This window comes from Nostoc sp. (assembly GCF_036917555.1).
GTDB lineage: Bacteria > Cyanobacteriota > Cyanobacteriia > Cyanobacteriales > Nostocaceae > Nostoc.
This window is the reverse complement of sequence record NZ_JBALDD010000034.1, coordinates 12,202-25,613: the sequence shown is the minus strand read 5'-3', so window position 1 is coordinate 25,613 and position 13,412 is coordinate 12,202. Positions and strand designations below refer to the sequence as shown.

General features: G+C 43.1%; 13 protein-coding genes. 9 read left to right on the top strand and 4 right to left on the bottom strand.

From position 1 onward, the window contains the following. Positions 1 to 320: 320 nt before the first annotated feature. Positions 321 to 1,001 (bottom strand): DsbA family protein, encoded by a 681-nt coding sequence (locus V7K60_RS14590; RefSeq protein WP_334926588.1) that lies wholly within the window; start codon positions 999 to 1,001, stop codon positions 321 to 323. Positions 1,002 to 1,227: 226 nt separating this feature from the next. Between V7K60_RS14590 and ffh the strand changes: the two genes are divergently transcribed. From ffh to V7K60_RS14560, 6 genes are all read left to right on the top strand, one after another. After that, the gene (gene ffh / locus V7K60_RS14585; RefSeq protein ID WP_334926587.1) at positions 1,228 to 2,691 is read left to right on the top strand and encodes a signal recognition particle protein; all 1,464 of its coding nucleotides are present in this window, start codon (positions 1,228 to 1,230) and stop codon (positions 2,689 to 2,691) included. 187 nt (positions 2,692 to 2,878) lie between these two features. Then, positions 2,879 to 3,139 carry a 30S ribosomal protein S16 gene (gene rpsP, locus V7K60_RS14580; RefSeq protein ID WP_012409382.1) on the top strand — a complete coding sequence of 87 codons (261 nt, stop codon included), beginning with the start codon at positions 2,879 to 2,881 and terminating at the stop codon, positions 3,137 to 3,139. After that, positions 3,102 to 3,536 carry a KH domain-containing protein gene (locus V7K60_RS14575; protein ID WP_292735743.1) on the top strand — a complete coding sequence of 145 codons (435 nt, stop codon included), beginning with the start codon at positions 3,102 to 3,104 and terminating at the stop codon, positions 3,534 to 3,536. The genes rpsP and V7K60_RS14575 overlap by 38 nt, the downstream gene beginning before the upstream one ends. A 237-nt stretch (positions 3,537 to 3,773) precedes the next feature. After that, a complete protein-coding gene (locus V7K60_RS14570) occupies positions 3,774 to 4,004 on the top strand; it encodes a hypothetical protein (protein ID WP_334926585.1) in 231 nt (76 codons plus the stop codon). Between the two features lie 80 nt (positions 4,005 to 4,084). After that, complete coding sequence (locus V7K60_RS14565) at positions 4,085 to 5,038, top strand: PhoH family protein (protein WP_334926583.1); 954 nt, start codon at positions 4,085 to 4,087, stop codon at positions 5,036 to 5,038. Positions 5,039 to 5,094: 56 nt separating this feature from the next. Beyond that, a complete protein-coding gene (locus tag V7K60_RS14560; RefSeq protein WP_334926581.1) occupies positions 5,095 to 5,499 on the top strand; it encodes a ChuX/HutX family heme-like substrate-binding protein in 405 nt (134 codons plus the stop codon). A gap of 5 nt (positions 5,500 to 5,504) precedes the next feature. Here the strand turns inward: V7K60_RS14560 and V7K60_RS14555 are convergent, their stop codons facing one another. Further along, positions 5,505 to 5,843 carry a carbon dioxide-concentrating mechanism protein CcmK gene (locus tag V7K60_RS14555; RefSeq protein ID WP_334926580.1) on the bottom strand — a complete coding sequence of 113 codons (339 nt, stop codon included), beginning with the start codon at positions 5,841 to 5,843 and terminating at the stop codon, positions 5,505 to 5,507. A 94-nt stretch (positions 5,844 to 5,937) separates the two neighbouring features. Here V7K60_RS14555 and V7K60_RS14550 point away from each other — a divergent pair, with 94 nt between their 5' ends. After that, positions 5,938 to 6,735 carry a DUF6816 family protein gene (locus V7K60_RS14550; RefSeq protein ID WP_334926578.1) on the top strand — a complete coding sequence of 266 codons (798 nt, stop codon included), beginning with the start codon at positions 5,938 to 5,940 and terminating at the stop codon, positions 6,733 to 6,735. 87 nt (positions 6,736 to 6,822) lie between these two features. Continuing rightward, positions 6,823 to 8,643, top strand: a complete 1,821-nt coding sequence (locus V7K60_RS14545) for an ABC transporter ATP-binding protein (RefSeq protein WP_334926576.1) — start codon at positions 6,823 to 6,825, stop codon at positions 8,641 to 8,643. Positions 8,644 to 8,947: 304 nt separating this feature from the next. On the opposite strand, the gene V7K60_RS14540 is transcribed toward V7K60_RS14545, so the two are convergent. After that, positions 8,948 to 9,904 carry a hypothetical protein gene (locus V7K60_RS14540; RefSeq protein WP_334926574.1) on the bottom strand — a complete coding sequence of 319 codons (957 nt, stop codon included), beginning with the start codon at positions 9,902 to 9,904 and terminating at the stop codon, positions 8,948 to 8,950. A 512-nt stretch (positions 9,905 to 10,416) separates the two neighbouring features. Between V7K60_RS14540 and V7K60_RS14535 the strand changes: the two genes are divergently transcribed. Next, positions 10,417 to 12,522: a M3 family metallopeptidase gene (locus V7K60_RS14535; protein WP_334926573.1), complete on the top strand. Its 2,106-nt coding sequence runs from the start codon at positions 10,417 to 10,419 to the stop codon at positions 12,520 to 12,522. Positions 12,523 to 12,600: 78 nt separating this feature from the next. Here V7K60_RS14535 and V7K60_RS14530 read toward each other — a convergent pair whose 3' ends face one another. Further along, positions 12,601 to 13,404 carry a DUF928 domain-containing protein gene (locus V7K60_RS14530; RefSeq protein WP_334926571.1) on the bottom strand — a complete coding sequence of 268 codons (804 nt, stop codon included), beginning with the start codon at positions 13,402 to 13,404 and terminating at the stop codon, positions 12,601 to 12,603. Positions 13,405 to 13,412 lie beyond the last annotated feature (8 nt).

The window sequence follows — 13,412 nt, the reverse complement described above, 5'->3', positions numbered from 1 at the left end:
AGCCATGCCGTTAGCGTCTCTGAAAGAGAAGCCTCTCAAAGAGAAGGCTTTACGCTGCGCTATCGCCCTTGGGGTCTCCCCTTCTCCCAAAGGGAGAGGCTAACGCCTTCGCAGAGCGTCTCGTAGAGAAGGGAGAAGACTCGCTACCGTTGCGCTAACGTAATTTGTAATTAAAAAAGTTAGATTTAATCTGGGTTTTCAGCTTTACATCTGTAGGCTGATTTTGGAGAATTGGTAAAAAACCAAGGGGTTAGACCAGGAATTAGCAAGGAGGTAAAGTGATGATTTTTACAGGTTAAACTGAGAAAATTATCACTTTTTTACTCAGCACTCAGTACTGTTTTGGTCACGCCAGTATTACATAATTGTTTTACCTTTTCTCTTACCCAATCGACACGATCCTTTCCCCAAAATCTCTCGCCTTCCACTATCCAGGTTGGTACTCCAGGACAACCAAACTGCTCATATTCTGCCAAAGCTGCCATTGCTGCTTGTTTAGCTGCTTCCCCGTGGATTAACTCAAGAATATGATCGCCATTCAACCCGACATCATTTGCAACTTTCTTAATCACAGACTCATCGTTGACATCAAGTAGGTCAATGTACGTCGCTCGAAAGAACGCGGCATCAAGCAGATGCTCCTTCCCTGTTCCACAAGCAGCGTAATACGCTCTTGCAGGAAGTTCTTCGCGACCAAACTTCATTTTCTCCCAGCGCTTGACCCACCTACCAAATTCTTCAAGTTCCTTGAGCCGAATTTCAATGCCGTACTTTTTCGCCCACCGCAAACAATCTTCTTTGTGATACGACGATAAAAGGGCGTTTTCACTTCGTCCTTGCAGGTCAACTACCTTTATCCCACGCTCCTTCGGTATGTAAATCGGTCGTCGTTCAATATCAACAGGTAAACCCTGTAATGCTTTTTCGGCAAGAACGATACCAATATATGAATTTGACGAGTGGTATATCGAGTATGAGTATACTTTGATTTGCTGCGACATCTTGGCTAGCGTAGCTACCTAACTGATAATATTACAAATTAGCGATCGCAGCAGTAGCCAATATTCAATCATCAGAGTTCCTAATCTCCAATCCGTATCTGGTTGCTACAGTCGCGGTGAAAAATACTAAGCTGGTAGATAGCACGTTAAAACTTTAGCGGAAATTCCAAATCGCATTCATCGGCGGTTTAGAATTCTCCATTGGCGAACTACCTGTAATTACATTATGTTTGATGCATTATCTGACCGTTTAGAATCCGCCTGGAAAAAACTGCGGGGACAGGACAAAATTTCTCAATCCAACATTCAAGATGCATTGCGCGAAGTGCGCCGCGCCCTGTTGGAAGCAGATGTCAATCTCCAGGTAGTCAAAGATTTTATTAGCGAAGTCGAAGCCAAGGCACAGGGAGCCGAGGTGATTACCGGCGTGCGACCTGACCAACAGTTCATCAAAATTGTTCATGATGAACTGGTGCAGGTGATGGGAGAAGAAAATGTTCCCATCGCAGAAGCCCAGGAACAGCCTACTATTATTCTCATGGCTGGGTTGCAAGGTACTGGTAAAACCACAGCTACCGCGAAGTTAGCCTTACATCTGAAAAAATTAGAGCGTAGCTGCTTGTTGGTGGCGACAGACGTATATCGCCCAGCAGCGATCGACCAGTTGGTAACGTTGGGTAAGCAAATTGACGTACCAGTATTTGAACTAGGAAACGACGCCGATCCCGTAGAAATTGCCCGACAAGGTGTAGAACGCGCTAGGGCAGAAGGTGTCAACACAGTAATTATTGATACTGCTGGTCGCCTGCAAATTGACGAAGATATGATGGCGGAATTAGCCCGCATCAAAGCGACTGTCCAACCCCATGAAACTCTGTTGGTGGTGGACGCGATGACTGGTCAAGAGGCCGCAAATCTTACCCGCACCTTCCATGAACAGATTGGCATTACTGGAGCGATTCTCACCAAGTTAGATGGTGATAGCCGTGGCGGTGCTGCGCTTTCGGTGCGAAAGATTTCGGGAGCGCCGATTAAATTTGTGGGCGTGGGTGAAAAAGTCGAGGCACTGCAACCGTTTTATCCCGATCGCATGGCATCGCGGATTCTGGGTATGGGCGATGTGCTAACCCTGGTAGAAAAAGCCCAGGAAGAGTTTGACTTAGCCGATGCTGAGAAAATGCAGGAGAAAATTTTGTCAGCAAAGTTTGACTTTACTGACTTTCTCAAGCAGTTGCGGATGCTAAAGAACATGGGTTCTCTGGGAGGCTTGATCAAGATGATTCCAGGGATGAACAAGCTTTCAGACGATCAACTCAAACAAGGAGAAACCCAGTTAAAGCGCTGTGAGGCGATGATTAACTCCATGACTCGCCAAGAACGCCATGACCCCGATTTATTAGCTAGTTCTCCCAGTCGGCGGCGGCGGATTGCTTCTGGCTCCGGCTATAGAGAGTCAGATGTGACTAAATTGGTGGGTGATTTCCAAAAAATGCGATCGCTGATGCAGCAAATGGGTCAAGGTGGCTTCCCTGGAATGCCGGGAATGTTCGGCGGTGGCGGTATGGGCAACGCCTTTGCTGGTGCTGGTAATCGTCCCCCAGCCCCCGGATGGCGAGGTTATGATGGTGCCCCAGCCACGAAAAAGAAAAAACCCAAAGATAAAAAGAAAAAAGGCTTTGGCAATCTTTAGTCATTAACCAATGACAAAGGACTAATAGCAGCAAATGCTAGGCAGTGCTAAAATTAGCATTTCGACCTCAGAATTTATCAGCAGAGGAAACTAACCCTCAATATCTCGGCAGCAGCCAGATTTAAGTTACTTCCTCACCAATTAGTTGCTAACTAATATCTAACAACAAGAGAATGATTCTTCAACCATGATCAAACTGCGCTTGAAAAGATTCGGTAAAAAGCGGGAAGCAAGTTACCGCATTGTCGCCATTAACAACCTCGCTCGCCGCGATGGCCGTCCCTTAGAAGAATTGGGTTTTTATAATCCCAGAACTGATGAAGTGCGACTAGACGTTCCCGGTATCGTCAAGCGACTACAACAAGGCGCTCAACCCACTGACACCGTTCGTCGCATTCTAGTAAAAGCTAATGTTTTTGAGCAGGTCAGTGCAACAGCCGCATCATAATTTCGGAACAAAACTCCCAACAGCTAGCCCCAACTATGTTGAGCTGGTTCGGTTTTTGGTGCAGCCGTTTTTGGAATCTCCAGAGACATTAAGCGTCGATTGTGAAATTTCTCAGGCCCTTAACCGGGTTTGGGTTCGCATCGCCTTTGAAAGCACAGATAAAGGAAAAGTGTTTGGCCGAGGGGGACGCAATATTCAGGCGATTCGTACAGTAATTGCCGCAGCCGCAGCCGCAGCTGGGCAATCAACATACCTGGATATCTACGGCAGCACCACTCCAGGCCGCGAGGGTATGTCTTTTGATGAAGAGACAGAAGAACGATCGCCACCGCCAACTAAGAGAGAACCGCGTGCAAATGATGGGCCTAAACCCATTGTTAAACCACGCCTCCGTTAGGTTAAAACTAGACAGCAAATCTGAGCGGTTGTTGTTACCTCCGCTCAGAATTTTTATAAAGATGGAAAGTAACAAAAAGATTTAAAAATCTTTTTTTGAACTCTTTACCAGTAGGAGCGTACACAATACGGTTCGGATAAGATCCCCCCGCCTGCGGCGACCCCCTTAAAAAGGGGGTAAAGAGGAGAAAAAGCCCCCCTTTTTAAGGGGGGTTGGAGGGATCTTCAAGAGACAAATATGTTAACCGAACTGTATTGGGAGCGTACAGCTTTGTATTGGTGTAAACTTCAGATGAAATCTTCTGAGTGCATGAGTTTTGCCCTCACCCCCAGCCCCTCTCCCATGTTGGGAGATGGGAGTAAATTCTCCAGTTCCTCTTCTCCAACATGGGAGAAGGGGTTAGGGGATGATGGCAAGCTCTACGCCCTACAACCGATTAATTTATTACAAAAATTTTCCAAAATGTAGGTAATAAAAGCATAATTTCGCCATTAGCGAGAAAAAATTAACCTTTGTCAAATACAGATCCTCACCAATTAAGAAATACTATGGCAGGTGCCTTAACAATTCAGCTGCCGAATATTACCAGTGTGATCGCTCTTGCAGGCGATGGAGAAGAAAATCTCAAAATTTTATCTCGGCAAACAGGAGCCACCTTAGTGCTACGCGGGCAGGAATTAGTAATTTCCGGTACTGAAGGGCAAATTGATCTGGCTTCTCGATTAGTGCGATCGCTTGAAGACCTCTGGATTAAAGGCAATACTATTTCCAGTGCCGATATTTTAACAGCTCGTCAAGCCATAGATAGCGATCGCCAAGGGGAACTGCAAGACTTACAGCGAGATGTCCTCGCCAAAAGTCGCCGGGGTGAAGAAGTCCGTGCCAAAACCTTCCGCCAGCGTCAATATATCGACGCACTCCGTAAACGCGATCTCACCTTTGGAATTGGCCCTGCTGGTACCGGCAAAACTTATCTCGCTGTTGTTGTCGCCGTGCAAGCACTCCTTACCAACCAAGTTGAAAAGCTAATTTTAACTCGCCCTGCCGTCGAAGCTGGTGAAAAACTTGGTTTTTTGCCTGGAGATTTACAGCAGAAAGTTAATCCCTATCTTCGCCCACTTTACGATGCTATTTATGAATTCATCGACCCAGAAAAAGTACCTAGTTTAATGGAACGTGGTGTGATTGAAGTTGCACCACTCGCCTATATGCGGGGACGCACTCTCAATAACGCCTTTATAATTGTCGATGAAGCTCAAAATACTACACCCGCTCAGATGAAAATGGTTTTGACTCGTTTGGGTTTCCGTTCGCGGATGGTGATTACAGGCGACATGACACAAACTGATTTACCACTTCATCAACAATCAGGTTTAGGAGTGGCTTTACAAATTTTAAAACACGTTGAAGGCATTGCCTTTTGCGAATTTTCCCAAAGAGATGTTGTGCGCCATCCTCTAGTTCAGCGTATTGTCGCTGCTTATGAACAATACGAAAAATAGTCATTGATCATTAGTCATTAGTCATTAGTTAAAAAACTGACAAAGGATAACAATTTATGAGTACTACTTTGAAAGAATTTTTAGAAGCTTGCGAGACTCTTGGAACTTTGCGTTTAATTGTTACTAGTAGCGCTGCTGTTTTAGAAGCACGGGGTAAGGTAGAAAAGTTATTTTATGCAGAATTGCCTAAAGGTAAATATGCGAATATGCATACTGAAGGCTTTGAGTTTCACTTGAATATGGATAAAATCACTCAGGTTAAATTTGAAACAGGTGAAGCGAAAAGAGGTAATTTTACAACCTATGCCATCCGGTTTTTAGATGATAAACAGGAGCCTGCTTTAAGCCTGTTTTTACAATGGGGTAAACCGGGAGAATATGAACCAGGACAAGTGGAAGCTTGGAAAACTCTAAAAGAGAAGTATGGGGAAATTTGGGAACTTTTACCAGCAGAAATTTAATACAACTAAACTGATAGGGGTGGAGGAAATCGGATATCTGCACTGAACTGCTCAATATTAGCGCTGCGATGAATCGGTAAAATATATTCTAAATTTTCGTGGGGATGAGGAATAATATGACAAGAAAGTACCTCGCCACCGTCAACTTGCAGCACTGCATTTAATCCTGCTGTCACTGCTACATTCACCTCGCCTATAACTCCTCGAATTAACACGGTAATTCGTCCCAAATCAGTGTTTTCATAACCAACAAGGGTTACACGGGCAGCTTTACACATAGCATCTCCCACTTCCACAGCAGTGGGAACGCCATAAACTTCGATCATGCCTAATGCCAATGTCATGCTATCACTATAAATTCGGGATAGGGCTAATTATCTTACTATAAAGTTTTAATTTTTAATCGATAAATAATAAACATTAAATACAAAACTGTTAATGCTTGTAATCAAGGTAATTTGGAGTTTTTGCTTGCTGTTTTTTTTCCTATTGTGGGGTGGTGAAGCTTTTGCAGGAGAGTTATCTGAAAGATTAGCAAATTTTCCCCAATGGGAAAAACTAACTTCAGTGCAACCGACTTCAGGTGATTTAGTTTACCCTGAATGGATGGCTGGTACTTGGAAAGTCACAAGTACCTTAGTAGATTTAGCTGCACCTTTAGCACCAGAGATTGTAACACCAGGGTTTGAAGGTAATCGCCGACAATTAAATCAGCCCGTGAGTTTTGTAGTAAGATTTGTGAAAGAGCAACCATCTATTGCTGGGTTAAAAATATTTCCTCAGAGAGATTACAAATCCCCCATTTTAGCAGATAGAGCATTTAATAGTTTGAATTTGGCAAGAGCTTATTTAGGGGATGAAGCAGTGTTATTAGTCAAAGTAGATCCAGATTCACCTAATCGTCAAATTACGTTCTTGCGTAGCAGTCGCCAACTAGTTTCTATTGTAACTGCACGGGTCACAGAAACTACCCCTAATGGCAAGTTCATCACCACAGAAGTGTTTCAACAACTATTTAAAGGCGGTTTACGCCCCTATTTTAACTCTGTAGAATCTACTACGGCTTATCATAAACTTCCAACATCTAATCCGGCGATTGAGGCAGATCAAGTTACTGCTGTCTATCTTTCACCCCAAGATCCAGATTATTTTAAAGCTGATTCTCAACCAGTTGCTCTCTACCGCTATCACCTTGAATTTTTCCCTCAAGAACTAGCAACTACTCCCAAAGAGTGATTTGTCATCTAGCTCTTGACTATTTTGTAGTACGTTTGTAGTATATAAATTCCAAGTTTACGATCGCGCTCTTGGACGGTGTGCATCATGGCCAAATTTCAAGATATTGTCAATTACTTTCGCTCTGATTGGAAGCTGAGTGTTTTTAGTATCGCAGCATCCGGCATTTACGAAATTATTGATTTAGTTGTTCCTTATGCGATCGGGCAGATTTTAAACGTTTTGTCTGGTCAAGCTTTGGATAAACCAATTCAAAGTGCGATCGCAACTTTTTCAGACATCACTAATTATCCAGTCACAAAAACTCTATCTTTGAGTGTATTACTGGGTTTAGTTTTTGTTGTCACCGTAGTGAGAGCGCCAACACAACCCTGGTTAACCCATTGGTTTCATTGGGATATAACCTTAAGGTTGCGTCGGCAGAAAGCCCAAATAGCTATAGAAAAAATTCTCACTCTCCCACTAGAATTTTATGATCAAAATAATCCTGGACGCATTGCTGGAAGAATAGCTAGAGGTCTTACTAACCACACTTTTACATACCCCGAAATTGCTGGACAGTTGATTCCTAAACTAGTTCGGGTGCTGGGAATTTTCGTTTTTATCTTAGTGATTGAGTGGCGAATTGCGATTTTATATCTGATTTCCTTTGTAGTTATTCTTAGCTTTAGCTTGAAGGATTTAAAGCAGCTAATTTGGCACGAAACTATTCTGGATAAATATGGAGAGGATACTGAAAGTCGCAATTCTGAACTGATTACCAACATCAAAACGGTGAAAGCATTTGCCACAGAAGCAAACGAACTGAAGCGGCAAAAGCAACGTTTGGATCGTGAACTAATGGTGGTTGAGTATCGTGTCCACAAAGGTTATACAAAACTGGCTACTTGGCAAAGGACTGTAATTCAGTTTTGCGTATTTACTATCCTGGGTTTGACTCTAGCAGCAACCGTAGACGGTAGAATTTCTCTCGGTCACTTTGTCATGACCTTAACTCTTTCTAGCATGGCTTATGCCGAATTAGAACCTATTAACAATTTGGCAGAACTTTTTGCTCGTCGTTATTCTGCGATGCTGCGGTTTCACGAATTTCTCCAAGAGCCAACTGCATCTGATTCAGCTAGTCTTTTAGAAGAGAGCAACCAGACAGAATCACCTTATAAATTTACTGGAAAAGTTGAGTTGTCACACGTTAGTTTTGGATATGATGCCAACCGTCAAGTTTTGCAAGATATCAGCTTGTTAATTGAGCCATACCAAACAGTGGCATTAGTGGGGCGTTCCGGTTCTGGTAAGTCTACTTTAGTGAAATTACTGTTGCGGTATTTTGAACCTCAAGCAGGTCAAATTCTGATTGATGGTCAAGATATTCGCACTTTGAATGTAGGTAAGTATAGACGAAGGTTAGCGATCGTTCACCAAGAAGTAGACGTTTTCAACGGTACTATCTTGGATAACCTGACTTATGGCAAAACGAATGCCAGTTTGGAGCAGGTTCAGGAAGCCTGTAGAATTGCCAGAGTCGATGAAGTAGTGCAGCACTTACCCCAAGGTTATTACACTGTCGTGGGAGAACGAGGTGTCAGGTTATCGGGAGGACAAAGACAACGCTTAGGAATTGCTAGGGCGTTGTTAGTGGAACCAGACGTGCTGATTTTTGACGAAGCTACCTCTAGTTTAGATTATGAGTCTGAGCGTTCTATTCAGCTAGCGATGCGATCGATTCAGGGCACTTGCACCACCATCATTATTGCCCACCGTTTAAGCACAGTCCGGGAAGCCGATAAAATTGTCGTTCTAGAGCAAGGAAAGATTGTAGAAGTGGGTAGCCACGATGAACTCTTGCGTCACGAGGGTATTTACCGCCGCTTGCACTCCCTGCAAGAAACAGGAGAACTCCTGAGTTAGGGGATATACACCTTTTAGATTGACCACAGAATGAATCCGCTTGATTCAATCGACTTTATTCGCAATAAGGTCGATTTATATATATATTCAGAAATTAAATATGTATTATCCAGAATCCTTTCGCGCCTATTCGGTAGTACAACTAATATTATCAAGTGGGGAATTTACTCCTATTCCCCAAGAAAAACGTTAGCCATTGAAATCTGTTTTACGCACTTAGATGAAGCGTGATAAGTAAAGTAAATAATCTATTGCCTACTGCTGGAATACTAATTACTAATCGAAGTCTTCCAATCAGAAAAAACTAAGATTTGCTCTTATCAGCTTCTTTCTGTGCCGCCTCACTGTATTTTTTATAAAGTTGAGTCCGAATCTTAGCTTCTTGATAACGGCTGTGGGTTTGTGGTACCGTACTCATTAAATCTGAAGCCCGTTGCCACTTAGCAGCAATCTCTAACCACTGAGTTGAGGTTGTAGCTGTTTTGCCAGACGCAGAAGCTTGGTTGGCAATTCGCACAGATATTTGAAATGGATCGTCAGATGGCTCAAAAAAGCTATTGTTAGGAGCGCGAGATGGTGTTTGGGCTTTCCTATCATTAGTATTTTCTGTAGTTAAAGATTTGGAAGTTTCTGGTTGTATTAGGCTTTTCAGTTTATTACCTAGCTGGGCATAAACAACCCAACTAAGTAACAACAGTGAGCATAAACCAGCTGCTGCTAATATCTTTGTTTTAGGTTTATTTTTGGATTTTTCTTTGTTAATGAGTACTAAAGGACGAGAGACTTGAGTTTTAGGATAATTTGGTTTTCCTAGTTCAGCTTGAGCTTCTGTGAAATCTTTAATTAATTGCTTTACAATATTTGGCTGAATTAATGTAATTTCCTGTGACCAAAGCAATTGATTCTCGCGATCGCTATCTATTTCTTTTAACCACAGCAATTGTTGTTCTCGAACAATCCGACTGTTGATCTTGACGCGGCGAATGTGACGCGGGGCGATAGACTCAAGAATTTGCTGGATTTGTTCTACCAGGGAAGATTGTTCTAGTTGCTCTACTTTAGCTGCCTCGCACAGAATTTGTAAGACACCATCAGAAAAAATGGCTCTAGTTCTGACACAAGACTGGGCTAGCTTTTCATTCAATAGCTGAATAATCGCCGCAACGCTGCCTTGGTGAGCTTGCCACGCGATATCGTTTATCCGGTCTACCACCTGAAATTTAGTGATAGCTCTTCCACCCTGACTGATTAACGTATTCATTAATTTAGGGACTCTTTTCTACTGACCTTGATCTTGTCTTCGATTTTACGAGTAAAAAGATGAGTTGCCAAATAATATCATAAATATGGAAATATGGAGCCTTCCTTTTTGGTTTGGTAAGGACACTGGCTGACGCTCAGTTAATTTGTATGCTTCCACGCCTTGAAAAGGTGGAATTCTTGGGCTGAAACTGCGCTTTCCAGGTAACGCCCATGCTGACGGACGAGTTAGCTGTTTGACATATTACACCATCGTGTCTTTTTGCGATCGCCTTTAGTCAGGTTGAAGTGGGTGAATGCACCCTGCTACCGATGCGAAGCACCGACTATATGCGATCGCAACTTCATAAACTAAACAAAATAGTCCTATCGGCATACTTTTGTGAGGAATTATCGTTTTTTTTACCTTTTTGACACAATGGCAATACTAAATAGCACAGCGCTCGTTACATTAGAAGATATATAAATAAAAATCAACAATGATTTTTTTTCGTTCGCAGTTCACACAAAACCATGAGTGCAAGTACCATTATTTCCGATAATCCCTTACTCCAAGGTACTGGTTTACCTCCCTTTGCAGAGATTAAACCAGAACGAGTAGTACCAGCCTTCAATCAGTTGCTAGCAGAACTCGATCGGCAACTTACCACCTTAGAGGCTTGCGTACAGCCGACTTGGATTGGTTTAGTAGAACCCTTAGAAAAGCTGACAGAACGGCTTACCTGGAGTTGGGGGGTGGTAAATCATTTAATGGGTGTTAAAAATAGCCCGGAACTGCGCGAAGCTCATGAAATCGTACAGCCACTAGTTGTACAATTTATCAACAAACTCGGTCAAAGCCAACCCATCTACAATGCTTTTAAGGCACTCCGTAGCAGTGATAGTTGGGCAACTTTAGAATTAGCCCAACAGCGCATTGTAGAAGCCGCCATTCGAGATGCAGAACTTTCTGGTGTTGGCTTAAAAGGAGAAGCAAGAGAGCGTTTTAACGCCATTCAGATGGAGTTGGCAGAACTTTCTACTAAATTCTCTAACCATGTACTTGATGCCACGAAAGCCTTTAGCTTAACCCTGACTACAAAAGCGGAAATTGACGGTTTACCACCAAGTTTGGTGAGTTTAGCTGCCCAAGCTGCACGTGCGGCAAAAGAAGAGAATGCCACACCAGAAAATGGCCCTTGGCGCATTACTTTAGACTTTCCCAGTTACGGCCCTTTCATGCAACACAGTACCCGTCGAGATTTGCGCCAAAAGCTCTACAAAGCTCATATCACTCGCGCTTCTAGTGGCGATTTAGATAATAACCCGTTAATTGTACGTATTTTGGAGTTACGGCAAGAACTCGCAGATATACTTGGCTTTAAAAGTTTTGCCGAGTTGAGCCTTGCAAGTAAAATGGCTCCTAATGTTGAGGCAGTCGAAGCACTATTAGAAGAACTACGCCAGGCCAGTTATGATGCTGCTGTCAAAGACTTAAAAGAACTCCAAGCTTTTGCTGCATTTTATGGAGAAGAATATCAAGATTTAAAACATTGGGACATCAGCTTTTGGGCAGAACGCCAACGAGAAGCAAAATTTGCCTTTACCGCTGAAGAATTACGTCCCTACTTTCCCCTTCCCCAAGTGCTAGATGGCTTGTTTGGACTTGTTAAGCGGCTATTTGGTGTTACAGTAACCCCTGCCGATGGTAAAGCCCCAGTATGGCATGAGGATGTCCGTTATTTCAAAATAGCCGATGAAACTGGTTCTCCCATCGCTTACTTCTACTTAGACCCCTATAGCCGTCCAGCAGAAAAACGCGGTGGTGCTTGGATGGATGTATGCATCAATCGTGCCAAAACTGGAAATGGTGCAACTGCCATCCAGTTGCCTGTGGCTTATTTGATATGTAACCAAACTCCCCCAGTAGATGGCAAACCGAGTTTGATGACTTTCTATGAAGTAGAGACTTTATTCCACGAGTTTGGTCATGGATTGCACCACATGCTCACCAAGGTTGACTATTCTGGAGCCGCAGGTATTAATAATGTAGAATGGGATGCAGTGGAACTACCCAGTCAGTTTATGGAAAACTGGTGTTATGAGCGACCCACTTTGTTTGGCATGGCTAAACATTACAAAACTGGAGAAGCCCTACCAGAGCATTATTATCAAAAGCTGCTAGCGGCGCGTAATTATATGAGTGGTACTGGTATGTTACGGCAAATTCACCTTAGCAGTGTTGATTTAGAATTACACTACCGCTATCGTTCGGGTAGTAATGAAACTCCAGCAGATGTGCGTCATCGCATAGCCAAGACTACTACTGTTTTACCACCACTTCCAGAAGATTCAGTATTGTGTTCTTTTGGGCACATTTTTGAGGGTGGTTATGCAGCAGGTTATTACAGTTATAAATGGGCTGAAGTACTTAGTGCTGATGCTTTTGCCGCCTTTGAAGAAGCTGGGTTTGAAAATGAGGAAGCTATAAAAGCTACAGGTCAGCGTTATCGGGATACGGTGCTAGCACTCGGTGGTAGCAAGCATCCAATGGAAGTGTTTAAAACTTTCCGGGGTCGTGAACCAAGTACGATCGCTTTGCTCAGGCACAATGGTTTAGTAAGTGCTGCTGCAAACTAAACAACACCTATGTAGAGATGTTGTATTGCAACCTCTCTACATCAAAATTTTTGCTTAACCAAACATTATTTTCCGCGTTTAAGGTGTTCCTGGAAGAATGGGTTCTTCGGCAACATCATTTAAGCGGATGCTGCTTAACAAATTTTGCCACTCTGATTTCAGGGCTGGATCTTGAGGATTTTTTTGACGCAGTTCCGCCAACGTCGTCAATGCCTCGTACCATATCCCATTTTGAGCATAGATAGCATAGCGCTTTAGAGGTTCTGCTGTTTCTATTTCTTTGACTGTTGCTTGACTGAGGTTGACTCGTTTTATTACCCCTTCAACAAAAGTTGGGGGAGCATTCTGTTGCTTGTCACAATTAATGGTGAAAAACCAACGATATTGTTTATCTACTGCTAAACCGGGAGCAGTGCTAGGCAAAGAAACACGGATAACTCCGGGCTTATCCGATAAAGCGATCGCTTTTTTGTATACCTCATTAGCGTCTGGATCTTGCAGCACAAATTCAACTGTATATGGCGAATCTTTAGTATATGGCACATAGAAAAACCAACTTGGATGTTCTACTGTTGTTTGTGCCCAGACATTAATCACTGAATTAGCTTCCTGAATAAAGGGCACTAAAGCAGTCAAGTCAATTTTAGGTGGAGGACATCCACTAGGCCCCCCGCGCTTTGCTCCACCACGAACACGACCTCCAGGAGGTGGGCTATCTGGAATTGGAGGTTGAGTAAAAGTTGTGGCTTGAGCAAGGGTTGTCTTAGCGTCAGAGCGATTAGGAGTTGGTTTTGCCAGTATTGGAGTTAGGCTAACTAATAAACTTGTACAACTAAAAGCTACTACTAAAAACAGTTTTATCGGTTGTGAATTTAAATTCATAGAAACCT